The 22,053-nt window shown below is 67.0% G+C and carries 17 protein-coding genes; 14 read left to right on the forward strand and 3 right to left on the reverse strand.

All coding sequences use genetic code 11. The annotated features are described in order from the left end of the window. Positions 1-230 precede the first annotated feature (230 nt). The 3 genes from AC3RCC_RS04100 to AC3RCC_RS04110 all read right to left on the reverse strand — a co-directional run bounded on the left by AC3RCC_RS04100 (position 231) and on the right by AC3RCC_RS04110 (position 3,781). On the reverse strand, positions 231-1,439 hold the full coding sequence (locus AC3RCC_RS04100) for an MFS transporter (RefSeq protein WP_492257683.1): 1,209 nt from the start codon (positions 1,437-1,439) through the stop codon (positions 231-233). Beyond that, positions 1,436-2,527: a helix-turn-helix transcriptional regulator gene (locus AC3RCC_RS04105; RefSeq protein WP_492257684.1), complete on the reverse strand. Its 1,092-nt coding sequence runs from the start codon at positions 2,525-2,527 to the stop codon at positions 1,436-1,438. The genes AC3RCC_RS04100 and AC3RCC_RS04105 overlap by 4 nt, the downstream gene beginning before the upstream one ends. Before the next feature lie 141 nt (positions 2,528-2,668). Continuing rightward, positions 2,669-3,781 (reverse strand): alpha/beta hydrolase, encoded by a 1,113-nt coding sequence (locus AC3RCC_RS04110; RefSeq protein WP_291638062.1) that lies wholly within the window; start codon positions 3,779-3,781, stop codon positions 2,669-2,671. A gap of 417 nt (positions 3,782-4,198) precedes the next feature. On the opposite strand from AC3RCC_RS04110, the gene AC3RCC_RS04115 reads away from it, so the two are divergent. From AC3RCC_RS04115 to AC3RCC_RS04180, 14 genes are all read left to right on the forward strand, one after another. After that, the gene (locus tag AC3RCC_RS04115) at positions 4,199-5,749 is read left to right on the forward strand and encodes an AbgT family transporter (RefSeq protein ID WP_291638063.1); all 1,551 of its coding nucleotides are present in this window, start codon (positions 4,199-4,201) and stop codon (positions 5,747-5,749) included. Between the two features lie 47 nt (positions 5,750-5,796). Continuing rightward, positions 5,797-7,008 (forward strand): M20/M25/M40 family metallo-hydrolase, encoded by a 1,212-nt coding sequence (locus AC3RCC_RS04120; RefSeq protein ID WP_291638064.1) that lies wholly within the window; start codon positions 5,797-5,799, stop codon positions 7,006-7,008. Positions 7,009-7,062: 54 nt separating this feature from the next. Then, positions 7,063-8,901, forward strand: coding sequence for an SLC13 family permease (locus AC3RCC_RS04125; protein WP_492257685.1), 1,839 nt, complete (start codon positions 7,063-7,065; stop codon positions 8,899-8,901). A 258-nt stretch (positions 8,902-9,159) separates the two neighbouring features. After that, a complete protein-coding gene (locus AC3RCC_RS04130; RefSeq protein ID WP_492257686.1) occupies positions 9,160-9,948 on the forward strand; it encodes an enoyl-CoA hydratase-related protein in 789 nt (262 codons plus the stop codon). A gap of 1 nt (position 9,949) precedes the next feature. Beyond that, positions 9,950-10,789 (forward strand): ABC transporter ATP-binding protein, encoded by an 840-nt coding sequence (locus tag AC3RCC_RS04135; protein WP_492257687.1) that lies wholly within the window; start codon positions 9,950-9,952, stop codon positions 10,787-10,789. After that, positions 10,789-11,667: a branched-chain amino acid ABC transporter permease gene (locus tag AC3RCC_RS04140; RefSeq protein WP_291649072.1), complete on the forward strand. Its 879-nt coding sequence runs from the start codon at positions 10,789-10,791 to the stop codon at positions 11,665-11,667. The genes AC3RCC_RS04135 and AC3RCC_RS04140 overlap by 1 nt, the downstream gene beginning before the upstream one ends. Before the next feature lie 4 nt (positions 11,668-11,671). Next, entirely contained in the window at positions 11,672-12,712 is a 1,041-nt protein-coding gene (locus AC3RCC_RS04145) for a branched-chain amino acid ABC transporter permease (protein WP_291638069.1), read from the forward strand. Between the two features lie 71 nt (positions 12,713-12,783). Then, complete coding sequence (locus tag AC3RCC_RS04150; protein WP_291638070.1) at positions 12,784-13,965, forward strand: ABC transporter substrate-binding protein; 1,182 nt, start codon at positions 12,784-12,786, stop codon at positions 13,963-13,965. Between the two features lie 30 nt (positions 13,966-13,995). Beyond that, positions 13,996-14,805, forward strand: coding sequence for an ABC transporter ATP-binding protein (locus tag AC3RCC_RS04155; protein WP_291638071.1), 810 nt, complete (start codon positions 13,996-13,998; stop codon positions 14,803-14,805). Between the two features lie 11 nt (positions 14,806-14,816). Beyond that, entirely contained in the window at positions 14,817-16,640 is a 1,824-nt protein-coding gene (locus tag AC3RCC_RS04160; protein WP_492257688.1) for an AMP-dependent synthetase/ligase, read from the forward strand. 12 nt (positions 16,641-16,652) lie between these two features. Next, entirely contained in the window at positions 16,653-17,834 is a 1,182-nt protein-coding gene (gene bktB, locus AC3RCC_RS04165; RefSeq protein ID WP_492257689.1) for a beta-ketothiolase BktB, read from the forward strand. A 5-nt stretch (positions 17,835-17,839) separates the two neighbouring features. Next, positions 17,840-18,508, forward strand: a complete 669-nt coding sequence (locus AC3RCC_RS04170; RefSeq protein ID WP_291638074.1) for a TetR/AcrR family transcriptional regulator — start codon at positions 17,840-17,842, stop codon at positions 18,506-18,508. A 247-nt stretch (positions 18,509-18,755) separates the two neighbouring features. Continuing rightward, on the forward strand, positions 18,756-21,056 hold the full coding sequence (locus AC3RCC_RS04175) for a DUF3141 domain-containing protein (protein ID WP_492257690.1): 2,301 nt from the start codon (positions 18,756-18,758) through the stop codon (positions 21,054-21,056). Between the two features lie 8 nt (positions 21,057-21,064). After that, positions 21,065-22,051, forward strand: coding sequence for a phosphate acetyltransferase (locus AC3RCC_RS04180; RefSeq protein ID WP_492257691.1), 987 nt, complete (start codon positions 21,065-21,067; stop codon positions 22,049-22,051). The last annotated feature ends 2 nt before the right edge of the window (positions 22,052-22,053 follow it).

Below are 22,053 nucleotides of genomic sequence, written 5' to 3' on the forward strand. Positions count from 1 at the left end.
CGAAACGGCCGCACGCTGCGCAAGAATCGCATCGGCGTCAGCGCGCAAGCAGACTGGATGTCCTGCAAGCCGTTCAAAGGCATGATCTCATTCCTCTGGCAACCGCAAGGCGACGGCGCGGAACCTTGCGCCGAGCAAGATCCGCCGCACCGTACGCTTCGGGTGACGGCAGGAACGCTACCAACAGACCGGCGGAGGCGGATGAGCTCAGAATCCCAACTCTGCGCTGGTCATCCCAATCTTTGGAGGGGCTGCTCGGCTTCGCTCGCGAGGGCCAGTGCGAGCGAGGACCTGCCCCTGAAGCCGAGCGCGACCGGGATCAGCAGCAGGAAGCCGGCCGCCGAGACGGTGGCCATCAGGCAGTAAACATGTTCGCCCCATTCACCATAGAGATGGCCCGCCAGCGTGGTCAGGACAGCCATGATCCCGGCCCAGCTCGCCGCCAGCCAGGCCTGCGCCTGGGCCAGCAGCCCGGCAGGCACGATCCGTGCGAGCAGGAAGACGCTGCTCAGATGCGTCGCTCCGAAGGTCAGCCCGTGGGTGAACTGAAGCAGGACCAGGAAGCCGATCTGCGGATCCTGCGCCATCCCGACCCAGCGCAGGGTCGCGATCACCGCGCTGGCGGCGAGCAGAGCGGCGGCGCCGGCAGAGCCCCGCACGACATAGCCGAGCAGGCTGAAGAAGGCCATTTCCGAGACGATGCCCGCGGCCCAGAGCGCGCCCATGGTTCCGCCGGACATGCCGAGGCTCTGCCAGTGCAAGGTGCTGAAGCCGTAGACCGCGGCATGGCTGGCCTGGACGAGCGCGGCGCCGGCGATGGTGAGGACGAGCAGATGCGGCGAAGCGAGCTTCCCGGCCGGTTGCGTGGCGGCGACCGGGCGTTCCGGGACGCGAATGACCGCCACGGCCCACGCTGCAAGCGTGGTCGCAAGGGCCGACAGAAGCAGCATTCCGATGATCGAGCTGGCAGGGAGCCAGTCCAGCATCCAGCCGGCGGAGAGGTTCGCGATCGCGAAACCGGCCGAGCCCCAGAGGCGGATACGGCCATAGCGCAATTCCGGGGTCCGCAGCTCGTTCAGGCTTCGCAAGGTGACGGCGTCGGTGAGGGCGATCAGCGGCCCCTGGGCGAGCGCGATGGCGACGACCAGCAGGAGGATCGGCAGGAAGCCGCCGGCGAAGGCGAGCAGCCCCGTGCCGATGGTGACCGCGGCCGAGCAGATGACGAGCGCCGCCCTCGCGCCTCCGCTGCGGTCGGCCAGCGCGCCGACAACCGGGTTCGCGATGATGCGGGCCAGGAGCGGCGCGGCCAGTATGATCCCGATGGCTTCGTCGCTGAGCGACTGTGCGCGCAGCCAGAGCGGAAAAAACGGCAGGTTGACGCCGAGCTCGAAGAACAGGGCGGCGTAGAGAAAGGAAAGCCGCCCGGTCGGCGCCTTCATGCCTCATGCCCGGCGTCGGCCGGGCCGGCTTCGGGCGTGCGGAGGTCGAAAGGGGCTGCTGAGAGCTGCGCCAGGCTGCGCTCGCGCGCTTCGCTCGGGCTGTGGCCGAATTCCCGCCGGAAGGCCCGGCTGAAGGTGGAATGGTCGACGAAGCCGACCTCGTTGCCGATGATGTGGATCGACGGGGAATCGCGATGCGAACTCAGGCGACGATAGGCCTCGCGCAATCTTTCGCGGTTGATGAAATGGGCGACGCCGCCAGTGCTCTCGAACAGGCGGTAGAGCTTGGAGCGTGACATCGCCATCAGACGGGCCAGTTGCTCGGGGCCGAATTCGGGGGAAGCCATGTTCTGCCGGACCACCAGGCGGGCCCGGTCGATCAGCAGGGAGGCCAGAGAGGCTTCCGCCGCTTCCGCGCGGGCGGCGCGCGGGACGACGCAGGCGGCGACGAGGGCGCGCGTCGCCGCAGCGAGATCCTGAGCATGGGCCGGCGGGATGTGGGGCAGTTGCCGGGCCAGGTTGTCCATATAGCCGGCGAGCAAGGCGCCGAGCTGGGGATTGATGTCGAGCGCATGCGCCTGTTCGAAATCGTCGCGCTCGTTGCGGCAGAAATCCCTCGGCAGGAACAGGGTCAGGACCTCGGTATCCTCGGCCTGGCCTTCGAATGGCAGGGCGAGCGACCGAAAGCTGATGTTCGGCCGCGCGGACGCGAGATAGTCGCCGCCCCGTCTCGGATAGGAACGTGCGGACACCACGCACCAATGGTCCAGGAAGGAGCGGGGGCGGTGCCGCCAGTGTCGGGCCGGCGTGTCGGAATACAAGGTTCGCGTGAGGATGATGTTGCCGAAGGTCCAGGAGGAGAATTCGACGGCGAAGGATTCCGAGGTTGCCGGCGTCGGCAGGAGGTCGATCGTGCCCGAAAGCAGCGAGCGCCACACTTCGAACTGATCGCGCGCAGGCAGATCCCTCGTCGAGAAGCTCTGAACGAAGACGGGCCCGGTCGGCGTATGCGGAGTGCTGTGAGTGGAAGTTGTCACGCCGCCTTCCTTTTTTATGGTGCCAGTTGGGACTTCCAGGATTGCAGTCAACGTGCGCCCGATTCCAGTTCGTCTTGAATGGTTTCGTCAACCTGTATTCGGTCTGATGAGATTTCTTTTGTTTTGGATCAATTCTAAGTTTCGATCTGAAGGTCTGATCCGGCTTTGCGCTTTCCGGACCGGACGTTTCCTCTAGCGCAGGGACGCGGCATCGAAGATGCGGATCGGGGCGGTGACGAGGAGGCTGGCCGCCGAACCGAGCGCATCCGCAGCCGCCAGCGGCGGGGATATGTCCGTGTCCGTGATGACCTGGCCCTGCAACAGGCGGTCTCCGATCAGACGGACGGCATCGGGGCTGGCGGCATAGAGATCGTGGTTGATGCGGTCGCCGGCATTGATGGCGCTGAGATCTAGCACGGTGATGCCCGACAGCCCGGCAAACTGCTGCTGGTACTCGTCGCGGGTCAGGTCGATGCCGCCGAGGCGCGTCGCCCCCCTGGAGATGAAGCGCGAGAGCTGCAGCGCCCGGTCATGCTGGGCGACGAACAGGGTGATCTGCGGCCGGCGTTTGCCCATATCCTCGACCTGGCGCCGGAACACGCCGACATCGAGATCGGGCGAGGCGAGGATCAGGTTGCTGATCTTGCGGGGCACGCCGCCCTGCTCGAGCGCGAGCTGGCGGACAGCCTCGACGGCCGGCCAGCTGCCCATGGAATGGGCGAGGATGACGATGTCGCTGACGGACGGGCTGTTCGCCGCGGCCTTCAAGAGATAGGCGAGGTCCGAGCGCGAATAGGAGGCGTTGTCGAAATCGCGGGCATAGTCGAGCAAATGGCCGCGCGATGGCCAGGAGAACAGGGCCGGCAGCGCATTCGCATCGGCATCGTGCGCGAGTTGCGCGAAGCGGAAGACCGCCCGGTCGAACGGCGTGTTGAAGCCGTGCACGAAGACGAAGACGCGCCGCTTCCGGCCATTCGCCTTGTTGAACCAGGACGCCAGCTGCGGCTTGGCGATCGGCGTCACCGAGCTGACGGTGAAATCCGTCTCCGGATTGCCCGGGACAGAACGCGGCAACTGGATGGTGCCGACCTCGCGGTCACGCGGGATCGAGACGACGATGTTGGAGAAGGAGACGGTGTCTCCGCGATCGCCGCTGAACAGGACGCCCGGCTCGGCCGAAGGCGCGCGCGTGGTCGCGGTGAGCATGTCGACCCGGTCGGTGCCCGGAACAGCGGGCACGATCTGCAGCAGGCCGGTCGGTGCGGAGGCGCAGGCGCCGAGGCCGAGCGCGCAGGCCAGCGCCATGACGGCATGTCGCCAAGGGCGGCGGTTTCGATTCGAAGTCACCGCCGGACTCCAGAATGTGAACGCCGGGCCGCCGGAGCGTGAGATGGACAGCACAAGAGAGATTCGCTTCGATTTCCGCGCATCGGTGTCACTTTGGCCATCCGCGCTGCGGCTGTGAATCGGAGGCTCACTCAAGGTCATGACAGGATAAAGAAGCCCCCCGGTAGCAGCAAGCTCGCGGTCGTCGGGCTTTGGTAGGCTTCGGACGTAACTTTGGGACAGGCGGCCCACTTTTTGGGATTCTGTGCCGATGCCCATTCCGCAAGGCGATCTAAGTTTCCGAGAATACGCACCGGCTCTGTGCCCGGTCATCACATTTGTACCGACGCAGTCCTTCCAGGGTGCGCCAATGCCAGGCTCGGGGGAGAAGGCACTATGACTGTCGAGAGCACGGCGCCGAAGACGACGATGCAGCGATTTCTCGATACCGTCGAGAAAGTCGGGAACATGGTTCCCCATCCGGTCATCATCTTCCTGATCCTGATCGGTATCGTCATCGTCCTTTCCGCCGTGCTGAGCCTGTTCGGCGCGGCCGTCACCTTCGAGCGGATCAATCCCGACACGCACAAGGTCGAGACGGCCTCCACGGCGATCCGGAGCCTTCTGAACGTCGAAGGCATCCGCTTCATGTATTCCTCGCTGATCCCGAACTTCATGAGCTTCACCGCGGTGGGGCTGATGATCGTCGCGATGATCGGCGCCGGCGTCGCCGAGGAATCGGGGCTCGTCACCGCGCTGATCCGCAAGCTCGTGATCGTCTCGCCGGCCTGGGCGCTGACCTATATCCTGGCTTTCGTCGGCATCCTCGCCTCGATCGCCGCCGATGCTGGCTATCTCGTGCTGATCCCGCTCGCTGGCATCGCCTATCTCGCTGTCGGGCGGAATCCGCTGGCGGGCCTGGCACTCGGCTTCGCGGCGGTGGCCGGCGCCTTCACCGTCAACATGCTGATCAAGCCGCTCGACGCGGTGCTGGTCGAGTTCACCAATGACGCTGCGCGCCTCGTCGACCCCAACCGCTCGATCGGCCTCGCCTCCAATCTCTGGTTCTCGATTGCCTCGGTGATCTTCCTCACCGTCGTCGTCGCCTTCATCACCGACAAGATGATCGCGCCGCGCCTGGGCGCTTACGACCCGTCCAAGGCGGCCGAGGGTACCACCACCGAGCAGGGCGCCGTGCTGTCCGAATCGGAGAGCCGCGGCCTGCGCTATGCCGGCTTCGGCATGCTAGCTTTGATCGCGGTCTTCCTGGTGCTGACCATTCCCTCCTGGGCGCCGTTGCGCAATCCGACCACCGGCGAGCTGATCGGCAACTCGCCCTTCATGAACGGGCTGATCGCCCTGATCATGCTGATGTTCCTGGTCAGTGGCTGGTGCTATGGCATCGGTGCCGGGACGCTGCGGACCCTGACCGAGGTGATCGCGGCGATCGAGAAGTCGATCAAGAGCATGGGCGGCACGATCTTCCTGTTTTTCGTGCTCAGCCAGTTCGTCGCCTATTTCACCTATACCAATATCGGCACGGTGATGGCGCTCAGCCTGTCGGGCGTCCTGCAGGCGGCCAATATCGGCGCGCTGCCGCTGCTGCTCGGCTTCATCGTCGTGGTCGCGATCATCGACCTCCTGCTCACCGGCGCCATCGCCAAATGGGCGATCTTCGCGCCGGTCTTCGTGCCGCTGCTGATGAAGCTCGGCGTCGAGCCCGAGGCGGTGCTGGCAGCCTATCGCGTCGGCGATTCCCCGATGAACGCGATCACCCCGCTCAACGCCTATTTCGCGCTCGTCGTCGGCTTCGCCCAGAAATACGACCGCAATGCCGGCGTCGGCACCATCGTCTCGCTGATGCTGCCCTATGTCGTGTGGATGTTCGTGCTGTGGACCGCGCTCTTCGCGGTCTGGAAGATGCTGGGCCTGCCCTGGGGCCTCTGATCGACCGCCGGATCCACATTTAAAATCAATCCAGACCCAACCCTCGGATGGATGTCATGAGCACTGCCAATATCCCCCTCGATGTCGAAGGCGCGATCGACCACCTGATGAACTTCCTCTCGGTCGAGGGCGTCACCGGCGAGGAGGCTGCGATCGCTGCCGCGGTCAGCGAAGCCCTGAAGAAGGCCGGCGTGCCCGCTTCCGCGATCCGCTTCGACGATGCCAATACGCGCATCCCGGTGCCGACCCAGACCGGCAACCTGATCGTTGACCTGCCCGGAACGAAGCCCGGCCCGCGGCTGATGTTCTCGACCCATCTCGACACGGTGCCGCTCTGCGCCGGCGCCAAGCCGAAGCGCGAGGGTGACCGGATCGTCTCCGACGGCACGACCGCCCTCGGCGGCGATGCCCGCACCGGCGTCGCGCTGCTCGTCGTGCTCGCCGAGACGCTGCTCAAGCACAAGCTGCCGCATCCGCCGATCACGCTGCTCTTCACGGTTCGCGAGGAGAGCGGCCTGCACGGCGCGCGCGAGCTCAACCCGGCCGAACTCGGCGGGCCGGTTATGTGCATCAATGTCGACGGTCAGCTCGCCTCCGAGCTGATCATCGGCGCGGTCGGCCAGGAGAACTGGGAAGTCGAGATCAAGGGCAAGGCCTCCCATGCCGGCGTCGCGCCGGATAGAGGCATCTCGGCGACCCTGGTCGGCGCGCTCGGCCTCGCCGAGGCGAAGCGCACCGGCTGGTTCGGCAAGGTCGTCAAGGGCGACGAGTTCGGCACCAGCAATATCGGCATCTTCGGCGGCAAGAACGGCAAGCCGGCCGGCGACGCCACCAATGTCGTCACCGACTACGCCTTCCTGAAGGGCGAGGCGCGCAGCCCCGAGCTGAGCTTCGCCACCAAGATCGTCGATGGCTACGAGGCGGCCTTCGCCAAGGCCAAGGCCGAGGTCACGGACCATGAGGGCGAGACCGCGGAGGTGACCTTCCGCCGGGCCGCCGCCTATCCGCCCTTCAAGCTCGCCGACGACGCCAAGGTCGTAAAGCGTGCGACCAAGGCGCTCGAGCTGCTCGGCATCAAGCCGACCTATCTGTTCTCGAATGGCGGGCTCGATGCGAACTGGCTCGACAGGGCCGGCATCCCGACCATCACCATCGGCGCCGGCCAGGCCGAGATCCATACGATCAAAGAGTTCGTGAAGCTCGACGAATATGAGAAGGGCTGCCGGCTCGGCATCCTGATGGCGACGCTCGAAGACTAAAGACAAAATCGAGCGGGCGGTGACGGCCCGAGCAGACGCAACAAGGAGCTGAGCGTGAGCCCGATAGCCTATACCGCCCTGATCATCGCAGTCGCGGTCGTCCTGTTCGTCACGAACAAGGTGCCCGTTGTGCTGGTGGCGATGGGCACGGCGCTCTCGCTTTGGGCGACCGGCGTGCTCACTCTGCCGCAATCGCTCGGCGGGCTCGGCGATCCCGCCGTGATCTTCATCGCCTCGCTGTTCATCATCAGCTCGGCGCTCGAGGTCACCGGCGTCACGGCCTGGGCGGGGCAACTGCTGATCAAGGGCGCGGGCGAGGAGAGCCGCACGCGCCTGCTCCTGCTGACCATGACGCTCGTCGCCTTGCTGACCGCCCTGATCAGCGTCAACGGCGCCGTCGCGGCGCTGATGCCTGTCGTCGTGGTCATCGCGGTGCGGCTGCGGCGGAACTCGTCGCAGCTCTTGATGCCGCTGGTCTTCGCGGCCCATGCCGGCTCACTGCTGGCGCTGACCGGCACGCCCGTCAACGTGCTCGTCTCCGAGGCGGCGGCGGATGCCGGCGTCGGCGGTTTCGGTTTCTTCGAGTTCGCGCTCGCGGGCATTCCGCTGCTGCTCGGCTCGATGGCGATCATGATCCTGTTCGGCGAGAAGCTGCTGCCCCAGCGCAACGGCGCGACCATGCCGGCCGATTTCAGCCGGCATGCGCGCACGCTGGTCGAGCAGTATGGGCTCGCCAGCGGCGTCTTTCAGCTGCGCGTGCGTCCGACCTGCCCCTATATCGGCCAGCCTGCGACCGCGGTCGATGTCAGCGGCTTTCCCGGCCTGCAGTTCGTCGCGATCCAGGAAGGCGAGAGCGGCGGCCCGCTGCGCCGCGGGACGATCGCCGAGGGCGACTACATCCTCCTGCGCGGCGAGGCCGAGGCGGCCGCGAACCTGTCGGTCAAGATGCATCTCGCCTTCCGCGACGAGGGCGCCGCGGCCGGCGAAGGCGAGGAGACGCTGTTCAACCGCCGCTCCGGTCTCGCCGAGGTGGTGATCCCGCCGCGCTCCGGCCTGATCGGGCAGAGCGTGTTCCCGGGCATGGTCACCGAAAGCGGCGACCTGATCATCCTCGCCGTCCAGCGCGCCGGCAACGAGGTCGCCGCCGCGAGCGCGACCAGCGATGGCGGTGGCATCGTGCTGCAGACCGGCGACACCATGCTGCTCCAGGGCACCTGGAAGGCGCTCGACACCCATCTCGACGATCCCGACGTGCTGGTCGTCAGCTCGCCCGAACTCGTCCGGCGCCAGGCGGTGCCGATGGGGCCGGGGGCCAAGCAGGCGATCGTCATCCTGTTCGCGATGGTGCTGATGCTGGCGACCGGCATCGTGCCGCCGGCCGTGGCCGGGCTGCTCGCGGCCGGCGCCGTCATCCTCTGCGGCATCATGAATGTCGAGCAATCCTATCGCGCGATTTCGTGGACGACGGTGATCCTGGTCGGCGCGATGATGCCGCTCTCGACCGCGATGGTGGAGACCGGTGCCGCGAAGATGCTGGCCGAGCGGCTGGTCTACATGGTCGGCGATGCCGGGCCGATGGCGCTGCTCGCCGGGCTGTTCGTGCTGACCGCGATCATGGGCCAGCTGATCAGCAACACCGCGACGGCGCTGATCGTCATCCCGATCGGCGTCGCGGCCGCCGCCAGCATGGGCATCTCGCCGCGCCCCGTGCTGATGAGCACCGCCGTTGCCGCGGCCGGCGCCTTCCTGACCCCGATCGCCACCCCGACCAATCTGATGGTGATGGGACCGGGCGGCTACGCCTTCGGCGACTACTGGAAGCTCGGCCTGCCGCTGCTGATCTGGTTCTTCGTGGTCGCGGTCTTCATCGTGCCGCTGATCTGGCGCTTCTGACGCACCGCCACCGCGGCATTCGCAATCTGTTTTTGAGCATCGGCCGGCGCGGACCACCGCGCCGGCTTTTTGCCGTCTGACGCCGGGGCATGAAGTTGACCTTCGGCTCGTTCCCATTCGACAATCTTCGTCGTGCGGAAATGCGCATAGCGCATCGCGTATCGCTGTTGCTTACTCGTGAGTAAGGTCATGAACAGCGAGTACGAACGCTGGAGACACCGCGACGATCAATGATCGCGGGCTCGACGGGAGGATGCGATGAACGAAGCCGGGGCTCCTGTGCTCCTGGCGATCGAGGGGGCCGTTGCGGTCATCACCCTCAATCGCCCGCAAGTGCTCAACGCGATCGACGCTGCGACTGCGCGCGCCTTCGGAGAGGCCGTGGCTGATATCGCCGGCAATCCCGCGGTGCGCTGCGTGCTGTTGCGCGGCGAGGGCCGGGCCTTCTGCGCCGGCGGGGACGTGTCCCGTTTCGTCGACGGCGACCCGCTCGGCGCGGTCGAGGCGATCATCGACCCGCTCCATGCCGCACTGAAGCAACTCGATTCCCTTTCCGTGCCGACGGTCGCGGCGGTGCAGGGCGCTGCCGCCGGCGCGGGCTTCAGCCTCGCTCTGGCCTGCGATCTCGCGCTTGCCGCCGACGATGCCGTGTTCACCCTCGCCTATGCCCGGATCGGTGCGAGCCCGGACGGCTCGGCGACCTACCGGCTACCGCGGCTGGTCGGGCCACGCAAGGCGCTTGAGCTCGCCATGCTGGCCGAGCCGGTCAAGGCGCCCGAGGCGCTGGCGCTCGGTCTGGTCAACCGCGTCGTGCCTGCAACGGCGCTGCAGGATGAGGCGCTGGCGCTGGCGCAGCGGCTCGCCGCCGGCCCGACCGGCGCCTATGGCCGGATCAAGGACCTGATCGGCCATTCGCTCGACAACGCGCTTCCGGCGCAGCTCGACCGCGAGCGCGAAGCCTTCCTCACCGGCGTGCGTACCGCTGACTTCAAGGAGGGCGCGAGCGCCTTCCTAGCGAAGCGGCCGGCGCGGTTCGAGGGGCGCTGAGATGGCGGCAGCGATGCCCGCCGGTGTGCCCGCCCGGCCGATCCTGGAGGTCGCGGGCGTCTCGCTCGCCTTCGGCGGCGTGCGCGCTTTGACCGACGTCTCCTTCCAGGTGCCGGAAGGCTCGATCACCGCGGTGATCGGGCCCAATGGCGCCGGCAAGACCTCGCTGTTCAACACGATCTCCGGCTTCTACCGGCCGCAGGCCGGGCAGATCAGCTTTGCCGGCGAGAGCCTGACTGGCGTACGTGCCCCGGAACGGGCGGCGCGGGGCCTCGCCCGTACTTTCCAGAACATCGCCCTGTTCCGCGGCATGACCGTGCTCGACAACATCAAGCTCGGCCGCCACGCGCATCTGCGCACCGGCGTACTCGACGCTCTGTTTTACTGGGGCAGGGCGCAGAAGGAGGAGCTGGAGCTGCGGGCGGAGATCGAGGAGCGGATCATCGACTTCCTCGAGATCCAGCACATCCGCAACGCCTCGGTCGCGACCCTGTCCTATGGCCTGCAGAAGCGCGTCGAGCTCGCCCGGGCGCTGGCCATGCGCCCGCGCATCCTGATGCTCGACGAACCGGTCGCCGGCATGAACCGCGAAGAGACCGAGGACATGGCCCGCTTCATCCTCGATGTGAAGGAGGAATGGGGCGTCACCATCCTGATGGTCGAGCACGACATGGGCATGGTGATGGACATCTCCGACCATGTCGTCGTGCTGAATTTCGGCCAGGTCATCGCCAGCGGCACGCCGCGCGAGGTGCAGAGCAACGAGGCGGTGATCGCGGCCTATCTCGGTGCCGGCGATGTCGGCGAGCTCTCGCGTCGGATCAAGGCGGAGGCGGTGTGATGGACGCGCTCTTCCTCTTCGAAGTCACCCTGGCCGGGCTCGGTGCCGGCGCGCTCTATTCGCTGACCGGCGTCGCCTTCGTGCTGATCTACAAGGCGACCCGCGTGGTCAATCTCGCCATCGGCGAGATCCTGATGCTGGGCGGCTATGCCTTTCTCGGCTTCGCCGCCGGGCTCGGCCTCTCGCCCTGGCTTGCTTTGCCGCTCGCGGTCGCGGCCGGCGGCGTGCTCGGCTGGCTGGTCGAGCGCACCATGATCCGGCCGATGCTGGGCGAGAGCCCGATCTCGGTGTTCATGGTGACGATCGGGCTCGGCTCGATCCTCGCCGGCGTCGTGCAGCTCGGCTGGGGCGCCGATCCGCTACGCCTGCCCGAATTCATGCCGTCGACGCCGGTCTTCATCGGCGAGGCCTATCTCGCGCCGAAGGTCGCGATCGGCTTCGTCGCCGCGGCCGTGGTGATCGGGCTCTTCCTCGCCCTGTTCCGCTTCTCGCGCGGTGGCGTCGCGCTGAAAGCGACGGCGGCCGATCAGGGCGCCGCCTATTCGGTCGGCATCGACGTGCCGCGTGTCTTCTCCGTCGCCTGGATCCTCGCCTGTGCCACCGCTGCGGGCGCGGGCGTTCTGGTCGGGGCGATCGGCGGGATCTCTCCGACCATGGGCGTGTTCGGGCTTTCGGTGCTGGTCGTCGTGATCATCGGCGGGCTCGATTCGATCGCCGGGGCGCTGGTCGGCGGCCTCTTGATCGGGCTGGTCGAGGCGCTGGCCGGGGCCTTTCTCGGCGGCGAGTTCAAGCTCGTCGTCACCTTCGCTTTGCTGCTCGTGCTGCTGATGGTCCGGCCCTACGGCCTGTTCGGCACGCATGAGATCGAGAGGCTTTAGCGCCATGCGGATCGGCACGCTCAAGACCAGCTACGCCGCCGACGAGGCGCTGTTCGACAGCTCCGTGCAGCGCACGCTGCTGGTGCTGCTCGCACTCGCTGCGGTCGCCTTCCCCTTCGTCGCGAGTCCGTACTGGCTCTTCCTCGCCTGCCTCTGTGCCATCAATGTCGCGAGCGCGACGGGGCTGAACCTGCTCACCGGCTATACCGGGCTGGTCAGCCTCGGCCAGGCCGCGTTCATGAGCGTCGGCGCCTATACGGTCGCGGTGCTGGAGATCCGGCTCGGCACGCCCTTCCTGCTCAACCTGCTGATCGGCGCCGGGCTCGCCGCGATGATCGGCATCCTCGTCGGCATTCCCAGCCTGAAGGTGAAGGGGCTCTATCTCGCCATCGCGACGATCGCGGCCTCGGTCATCCTGCACTTCCTGTTCTCGCACTGGTCGCTGACCGGCGAGGCGCGCGGCCTGTCGATGCCGCCGGCACGGCTGTTCGGGATCAGCCTCGACCAGCCCTTCTCGCTCTACTGGCTGATCATGCCGGTGACCTGCCTGATGGTGCTCGGCGCCGCCAACCTGCTGCGCACCCGCATCGGGCGCGCCTTCATCGCGATCCGCGACCGCGACATCTCGGCCGAGGTGCTCGGCATCCCGCTGCTCCGCTACAAGCTGACGAGCTTTGCGATCTCGTCCTTCTATGCCGGCCTCGCCGGTGGGCTCTGGGCCTATTTCTTCCGGGTCGTGACGCCGGAGAGCTTTCCGCTGGTCAACTCGATCTTCTACCTCGCCGCGATCATCGTCGGCGGCATGGGGACGATCCTCGGCGGCATCCTCGGCGCGGTCTTCATGACACTCGTCCCCGAACTCCTGAAATTCGTCGCGAACTGGGCGACGCCGATCTATCCGGACGCACTCGCGGCGCTGGCGCCGGTACGCACCATCGTCTTCGGTGGGCTGATTGTCGGCTTCCTGATCTTCGAACCGCGCGGCCTCGCCGAGATCTGGCGGCGGGTGCGGCGCTTCTTCCATCTCTGGCCCTTCAGGACCTGAAGGCGCACGGGACACGTGCCTTTGACGAAACGGCCGTCGCCAAGAGCGGCCATATCAGCGGGAGGACGAGCATGAGCAAGATGAGGTTGAACCGGCGGGAGCTTCTGGCCGGGACGGCGGCAACCGCCGCGATGGCGTTCGGGATGGGGCCGCTCGCGGCGCAGGAAGGCGGCGACATCGTGCTCGGCGGCTCGATCCCGCTGACCGGCGTCTTCGCCTTCGCGGGCGTCGGCATCCATGCCGGCATCCAGGACTATCTCAAGATCCTGAACGATGGCGGCGGCATCAAGGGCCGCAAGATCAAATATGTCGCCGAGGATACCGCCTACAAGGTCGACGCCTCGGTCGCCGCCTTCAATAAGATCACCAGCCAGGAGAAGGTCTCGCTCTACTATGGCGATTCGACCGGCTTCTCGAAGACGATCAATCCCGAGCTCGAGCGCCGCGGCACCATGATCATGGCCGGCGCCTCCTTCGCGACCGAGCTTAACGACCCCAAGAAGTTCCCGCTGCAGTTCATGGCGGGGCCGGACTATACCGAGATGTTCGGCATCCTCCTGCGCTACATCGCCAAGGAGAAGCCGGGCGCGCGCGTCGCCTTCGTCTATTCCGACACCGAATTCGGCCGCGACCCGATCGTGCCAGGCGAGGCGGTCGCCAAGGAGCTGAAGCTCAACGTCGTCGAGAAGATCGTGACCCCGCCCGGCAGCGTCGACGTTTCGACCGAGGTGCTGAAGCTGCGCCGCGCCAATCCCGACTTCACGATCTTCCACGGCTATGTGCTGGCGCCGATCCCGGAATTCGTCACCCAGGCGAAGCAGATGGGCATGAAGAGCCAGTTCATGGGCACGTTCTGGACCATGGACAATTCGACGGTGCAGCGCATGGGCGACGCCGCCGACGGCTTCATGGGCGTGATGCCGTACCGCTACTATTACGACAAGGACGGTACCGCGCCGATGCTGGAGAAGATCCGGCAGATGCGCACCGAGTACCAGTCGACCGGCTACCTGCAAGGCTTCGTCACCGCCATGCTGATGGCCGAGGCGGTGAAGCGGACGCTCGATGCCGGCAAGGAGCTGACCGGCGCCAATCTCAAGGCCGGGCTGAACAGCATCAAGGACTTCGACACCGGCGGCCTGTTCGGCGTGCCGATCTCGATCCCCGGCAATTCCGTGCCGGTCGGCCGGATCTATCGCTTCGACAGCAAGGCCAAGCAGATGCTGCCGGCCTCCGACTGGATCAAGCTTTGACCCTCAGGCGCAGGGCGAGGGGCTGAAGGCATGGCCGGGACCGCGGTGCTCGACGTCAACAATGTCGAGGTCGTCTACAACAGGACGGTGCAGGTGCTGCGCGGCCTGTCGCTGCGCGTGCCGCAGGGGCAGATCGTCGCCCTGCTCGGCTCGAACGGGGCCGGCAAGTCGACCCTGCTCAAGGCCGTCTCGAACCTGCTCGCGCTCGAGGATGGCGCCGTCACCGGCGGCGCCATCCATTTCCAGGGCGACGATATCGCGAGCCTTGCCCCGCACGGCCTCGTCCGGCGCGGCCTGTTCCATGTCATGGAGGGACGGCGCATCTTCGAGGACCTGACGGTCGAGGAGAACCTGACCGCTGCGACCTTCGCCCTGACCGGGCGCAAGCTGCCGGCGGCGGATTTCGATCTGGTCTACAGCTATTTCCCGCGCCTGCACGAGCGCCGCAAGGGGCTGGCGGGCTATCTCTCTGGCGGCGAGCAGCAGATGCTCGCCATCGGGCGGGCGCTGATCGCGCGCCCCTCGCTGATCCTGCTCGACGAGCCCTCGCTTGGCCTCGCGCCGAAGCTGGTCGAGGAGATCTTCACGATCATCGCCAGGATCAATGCCGAGCAGGGCGTCTCGATGCTGCTCGTCGAGCAGAACGCCGCGGTCGCCTTCGCGGTCGCGAATTACGGCTACATCCTCGAAATGGGCAAGGTCGTGATCGACGGCCCGGTCGAGAAGCTGGTCCGCGACCAGGACGTGCGCGAATTCTATCTCGGCCTCGGCGGCGCCGGGGGCGAGCGCAGCTATCGCGACATCAAGCACTACAAGCGCCGCAAGCGCTGGCTTTCGTGAGGTCGGCAACGATGCGCGAGCTTCCCAATCTCACCCTGCCGCAGATGCTGCGCGAGAATGCGCGGACGATGCCCGAGCGCATCGCCCTGAGGCAAAAGGACTTCGGCATCTGGCTGCCGATCAGCTGGGCGGAGTACGACCGCCGCGCCCGGCATTTCGGCCTTGGCCTGCGCGCGCTAGGGCTCGCCGAAGGCGGGCATGTCGGTATCCTCTCCGAGAACCGGGCCGAATGGGTGGTCGCCCAGCTCGGTGCCGGCATGGTCGGGGCGGTGGCGATCGGCGTCTATGCGACCAGCCCGGCCAACGAGGTCGCCTATGTGCTCGGGCATGCGGAAGTCGAGATCGTGGTCTGCGAGGACCAGGAGCAGGCCGACAAGGTGCTGGAGCGCATCGCGGAGCTGCCGCAGCTGAAGCGGATCGTGGTGATCGATCCCAAGGGCCTGCGGCACTACGGCTCGGAGCTGATCATCTCCTTCGCCGATGTGCTGAAGAGCGGCGCCGAATACGAGATCGCGCATCCCGGCCTGGTCGAGGCCTGCCTTGCCGCCCAGACTCCGGCCGATATCGGCCTGATGGTCTACACCTCTGGCTCGACCGGCAAGCCCAAGGGCGCGATGCTGAGCTATCGCAACATGCGGGCCCAGGCTGCCGGCGTGATCGAACGGCTCGGCTACGACGCCGACACCACCAACCTGTCCTATCTGCCGCTCTGCCATGTCGCCGAGCAGATGCTGAGCACCATGGCGCCGATCTATGTCGGTTCCTGCGTCTCCTTCGGCGAGTCGATCCGCACCGTGCAGGAAGACCTGCGCGAGATCGCGCCGACGCTCTTCCTCGGCGTGCCGCGGATCTGGGAGAAGCTGCACGCCGCGATCCACATCAAGCTGATGGAGGCCGGCGGTTGGCGCCGGCGTCTGTTCGAGGCGGGTCTCGCCGCCTGCGAGCCCTTCGCCACCAAGCCACCGGCGGCGCGCAGCCTGCGCGAGAAGGCGGTAGCCGGCTTCTACCATCTCGTCATCTTCCGGGCGCTGCAGAACTTCATCGGCCTGCGCAAGGTCAAGGTCGCGCTTACCGGCGCGGCGCCGATCCCGCCGCGCATCGTGCAGTTCTTCCGTACGCTCGGTGTGCCTCTCGTCGAGGTCTACGGCCTGACCGAGACCTCGGGCATGTCCGTCGGCCAGCGCCTCCAGCGCCTGCTGCCTGCTTCAGTCGGCGAGGCTGTCGCCGGTGCCGAACTCAAGCTGGGCGCCGAGGGCGAGCTCCTGCTGCGCGGCGACATCGTCTTCGAGGGCTATTTCCGCAATCCCGAGGCGACGGCCGCCGTGCTGCGCGATGGCTGGCTGCACACCGGCGACGTCGCCGCGATCGAGGATGGCCAGACAAGGATCGTCGACCGGCTGAAGGACATCATGATCACCGCCGGCGGCAAGAATCTCAGCCCCTCCGAGATCGAGAACACGGTGAAGGGCAGCGCCTTCATCAAGGAGTGCATCGTCGTCGCCGATGGCCGGCGCTATCCCTCGGCGCTGATCCAGATCGACGGCGAGACCGTCGGCAAATGGGCCGAGGAGAACCGCATCGCCTTCACCCATTTCCGCAGCCTCGCCGAGCATGGCCGCGTGCGCGAGCTGGTCGCCGCCGAGATCGAGCGGGCGAATGCCCAACTCGCACCGGTCGCGCAGCTCAAGCGCTTCCACCTCCTCGTCAAGGAACTCGACCATGACGATGACGAGGTCACCGCGACGATGAAGGTGCGCCGCGCCAACATCGCGAAGAAATACGCCGCCGAGATCGAAGGGCTGTACAAGCCCGAGCGGCAGGCCGAATCCGCCTGAAGGAGCAGTTTCATGAGCCGACATGTCGTCATCACCGCGGGCGTCCGCACCGCCATCGGCACCTTTGGCGGAGCGCTGTCCGGCCATGCGCCGTCGGAGCTCGGGGCGCTCGTCGTCGGCGAGGCGCTGAACCGCGCCGGCCTGCCCGCAGCCGAGGTCGGCCATGTCGTCTTCGGCAATGTCATCCTGACCGAATCGAAGGATGCCTATCTCGCCCGCGTCGCGGCGATCGAGGCCGGGATTCCGGTCGAAGTTCCCGCGATGACGCTGAACCGGCTCTGCGGTTCCGGCGTGCAGGCGATCATCTCGGCGGCGCAGGCGATCATGCTCGGCGATTGCGACACCGCGGTCGCCGGCGGCGCCGAGACGATGAGCCGGGCGCCGCATCTGCTCGCCACGGCCCGCTTCGGCCAGCGCATGGGCGATGCCGTCGTCGCCGACCATCTGACCGGCGTACTGACCGACCCGTTCGGCAACGGCATCATGGGCATCACCGCGGAGAACGTCGCCGAGCGCTACGGCATCGATCGCGAGGCGCAGGACACCTTCGCCGCCGAAAGCCAGCGCCGCGCCGCCGAGGCGATCGCCGCCGGCCGCTTCAAGCAGCAGATTCTGCCGGTCGAAGTCCGCAAGGGCCGCGACACCATCAGCTTCGATACCGACGAGCACCCCAAGCCGGCGACGACGGCGGAGACGCTGAAGGGGCTGCGCCCGACCTTCAAGAAGGACGGCACGGTCACGCCCGGCAACGCTTCGGGCATCAATGACGGCGCCGCCGCCATGGTGCTGATGGAGGAAGGCCGTGCCGGCCGCGAGGGCAAGCCGGTGCTGGCGCGCCTCGTCGGTTATGCCCATGCCGGCGTCGAGCCCGGCGTGATGGGCATCGGCCCGGTGCCGGCGGTGCAGGCTCTGCTCAAGCGCACCGGGCTCTCGCTCGGCGATTTCGACGTGATCGAGTCGAACGAGGCCTTTGCCGCCCAGGCCTGCGCGGTCGCCAAGGAGCTCGGCTTCGATCCGGCCAGGGTCAACCCGAATGGCGGGGCAATCGCGCTCGGCCATCCCGTCGGCGCGACCGGCGCGATCATCACCCTCAAGGCGGCCTATGAGCTTCAGCGCAGCGGTGGCCGCTACGGGCTGGTGACGATGTGCATCGGCGGCGGCCAGGGCATCGCGCTGGCCATCGAGCGGGCCTGAGCCGGATGGCGGCGCCACTCTGGAAGACGCAGGCGCAGCGCGAGCAGGAGCGCGCGCTGAAGCGCGAGGCCGTGCTGCGCGCTGCGGCGCGCGCCTTCAGCGAGCAGGGCTTTCACCGGACCTCGCTCGACGATGTCGCGGAACGGCTCAACGTCACCAAGCCGACGATCTACCATTACGTCCGCAGCAAGGACGAGATCCTGTTCGAATGCGTGCGGATCGGGCTGGAGCGGCTCGATTCGGCGTCGGCCCAGGCCGAGGCGCAGCGCGGTCGCGGTCGGGGCCTCGAGCGGCTGATCGTGCTCTGGACCGAATATGCGCGGATCGTCACCGAGGATTTCGGGCGCTGCCTCATCCTGGTCGGCGAGGACCCCTTGCCGGCGGAGACGCGCAAGGAGCTGCGCGCCCTCAAAGGCAAGATCGACAAGCGCTTCCGCGGCCTGATCGAGCAGGGCATCGCCGACGGCTCGATCCAGCCCTGCGACCCCAAGCTGCTCGCCTTCGCGGCCGCCGGCGCGCTGAGCTGGATCGCGCGCTGGCATGACCCGGCGGGCTCGCTGCCGGTCGACGAGATCGCCCGGCAGACGATCGGCTTCTTCGTCCACGGCATCGGCGCGAATGGCGCAGGAGCAGGGAACGGTCGCCACGCCGGAGAGCATGTGAGCGCGGTGTAAGCCGGTCTTGCCGCCGGTCGGAAACGCGGATTTTCCGAACCGCTTGCAGGCCGAGGCAGCGACGCGCGCGCCCGGCCGCTAAAATTTGCGATTGATTGACATCAATTACGCGTGTTCCCGAACACCGCATTGAGGCGGGCAGCGGCCAGGGTCGTTGCTAAAGCGTCTTACGCTGGCGATAGTGCAGTGCGGCAAGCCGCTGCGACGCTCCGACGTACAAGCCCCGTGGCGTGTAGGGAAAAGCGATATGATCGGTCCCTTCTCGGTGAACCCATCCGCCGGTGCAAAGGCGGAAGCTCTGTTTCGCAGTGATCTCGGCGATTATCTGGTCGATGTCGCGCAGCGCAATCTGCTGATGCTCGACGTGCTGCGCAGGCGCGGCGACAATTATCTCCAGCATATGGCGATGATCGCGCCGCATGTCCTGGGCTTCAGCTTCGAGCCCGTGATGAGCGGCCTCAGCCTGCCGCGCCCGGTCAACTACTGGCTGGTCCGGATCATTCCGCCGGAGGGCGTCGTCACCAACGAGGCGTCACGCCCCTTCATCGTCGTCGATCCGCGCGCCGGCCATGGGCCAGGGATCGGCGGGATGAAGCCGGACAGCGAGATCGGCGCGGCGCTCGCCGCCGGCCATCCCTGCTATTTCATCGGTTTCCTGCCCGATCCTGTGCCGGGGCAGACGATCGAGGATGTCGGCTGCGCCGAGGCCGCCTTCATCGAGGCCGTGATCAAGCGCCATCCCGACTATCCTGGAAAACCCTGCGTCATCGGCAATTGCCAGGCCGGCTGGGCCGTGCTCGGGCTCGCCGCCGCCCGTCCCGATCTGATGGGGCCGATCATGGCGGCGGGCGCGCCGCTGGCCTATTGGAACGGCAAGGACGGCCTCAACCCGATGCGCTATTCGGGCGGCATGCTCGGCGGCTCCTGGTTGGCCTCGCTGACGGGCGATCTCGGTGCCGGCATCTTCGACGGGGCCTATCTCGTCCAGAATTTCGAGAAGCTGAACCCGGCCAATACCTGGTGGGGCAAGCTCTACGACGTCTGGTCTCAGGTCGACACGGAAGCCGAGCGCTTCCTCTCCTTCGAGAAATGGTGGGGCGGCCATGTGCTGCTCAACCGCGAGGAGATCGAATTCATCGTCGAGGAGCTCTTCGTCGGCAACAAGCTGACCAAGGGCGAGGTCAGGCTGTCCTCCGGCAAGACGATCGATCTGCGCGAGGTCACCTCGCCGATCGTGGTGTTCTGCTCCTGGGGCGACAACATCACCCCGCCGCAGCAGGCGCTGGGTTGGATCACCGATCTCTATGCCAGCGATCTCGCTCTGATCGCGGCCGAGCAGACCATCGTCTACTGCATCCATCCGCAGGCCGGCCATCTCGGCGTGTTCGTCTCGAGTTCGGTGGCAAAGAAGGAGCACACTGAACTCACCGAGAACATGGACCTGATCGACATCCTGCCTCCCGGCCTGTGGGAAGCGGTGATCACGCCGCGCGAGCCTGGACAGGATTATGCCGACCTCGCCGCCGGCAACCATGTGCTGCGCTTCGAGCCGCGCAAGCTCGAAGATATCCGGGCGCTCGGGCTGAACAGCGCCGAGGACGATCGGCGTTTCGCGACCGTCGCCAGGCTTTCCGAGATCAATGCCGATCTCTACAAGACCTGGCTGCGCCCCTGGGTGAAGGCCGTCGCCAATGCGCCCGCCGCGGAATTGTCCCGCCGGCTCAATCCGCTGCGCTCGCAATTCGAGGCGTTCTCGCACAACAACCCGTTCCTGCGTGGCGTGCCGGTCTTGGCGGAGCAGGTTCGCCGTAACCGCCGCCCGGCAGCCCCGGGCAATCCGTTCCTGGCCTGGCAGCAGATGGCTTCGCAGAACATCGCCGCCTCGCTCGACCTGTTCCGCGACATTCGCGATTCCGCCACCGAACTCCTGTTCAAGCAGGTCTATGGCTCTCCTGCGTTGCAGCAGGCGCTCGGCGTCACCGATGAGACGGCGCGCCCCGTACCCGCCGATCGTGAGCGTGGCGTCGCCGAGCTGGAGGCCGGGCTCGCCGGTCTGCGCCAGCGGGTCAGCGAGATCAACGCGAACATCGCCGTGCTGCGCGCCTTCATGTTCGTCCTGGCGGCAGGCAAGAGCCTAGACGAGCGCATCTTCGCTGCGCTCCGGCGGCTGCAGAAAAAGCATCAGAGCCTCGAAGGCACGACGCTCTGGCAATTCAAGGCCAAGGTCCGGGAGCAGTTCTTCATGCTGCGCTTCGACCGGGACGAGGCCGTCGCCGCGATCGAGCGCGTTCTGCAGAAGCAGGCGCCGCCGATCTCGCTGGAGGAGTTCCACGGCATCCTGACCGCGGCCGGCCCGCTCGAAGGCGAGGCGCTCACCCGCTACGAACGCGTCAGCAGGATGTTCCCGGATCATGCGCCGGAGCGCGAGCCGCCGGCGCCGGGCGTCGAGACGTCCGCTTTGACCGTTCGCGCAGCCACGCCCAAGCCGGCAGCGCAGCGGCGCAGGCCCGGCACCGGATCGCGCCGCCGCACCGCCCCGCAGAAGTGACACCGAAAATGGCTCAGACCAGCACGCTCGCCGCCGAAATCGGCCATCCTCGGCGTACCGCTGCCAATGGCGACAAATATGAGCGCCTGATCGCCAAGGCCCGCGAAATCCCGCCGGCGCCGACGGCGGTCGCGCATCCCTGTGACGAATCCTCGCTGAGGGGCGCGCTCGACGCGGCGGCGCAAGGCTTGATCACGCCGATCCTGGTCGGCCCCAGCGGTCGGATCGTCGCGACGGCGAAGCAGGCCGGGCTCGACATCGCCGGGCTGGAGATCGTCGATACCCCGCACAGCCATGCCTCGGCGGCCAAGGCGGTCGAGCTGGTGCATGCCGGTAAGGCGGCGCTGCTGATGAAGGGCAGCCTGCACACCGACGAATTGCTGGCCGAGGTCACCAACAAGGAGACCGGGCTGCGCACCGGCCGGCGTGTCAGCCATGTCTTCATCATGGACGTGCCGACCTATCCTGAGCCGTTGTTCATCACCGACGCCGCGGTCAACATCTTCCCCGACCTCGAAGCCAAGCGCGACATCATCCAGAACGCGATCGACCTGCATGTCGGGCTCGGATTGGGGACGCCGAGGGTCGCGATCCTCTCGGCGGTCGAGACGGTGACGACAAAGATCCCGAGCACATTGGAGGCGGCGGCGCTCTGCAAGATGGCCGATCGTGGCCAGATCTGCGGCGGCCTGCTCGATGGGCCGCTGGCGCTCGACAATGCGATCAGCCCGGAAGCGGCCAGCATCAAGGGCATCGTCTCGCCGGTCGCGGGCAGGGCCCAAATCTTGGTGGTGCCGGACCTCGAAGCCGGCAACATGCTGGCGAAGAACCTGACCTTCCTGTCGGGCGCCGATGCCGCCGGCATCGTGCTCGGCGCGCGCGTGCCGATCATCCTGACCAGTCGCGCCGACAATGTCCGCACGCGGCTTGCCTCCTGCGCCGTTGCCGGGCTCTATGCCCATGCGCTGGCCCAGTCGCGCCCGATCGGAGGCTAGGC

The organism is Allobosea sp. GW823-FHT01F03, from assembly GCF_058798075.1.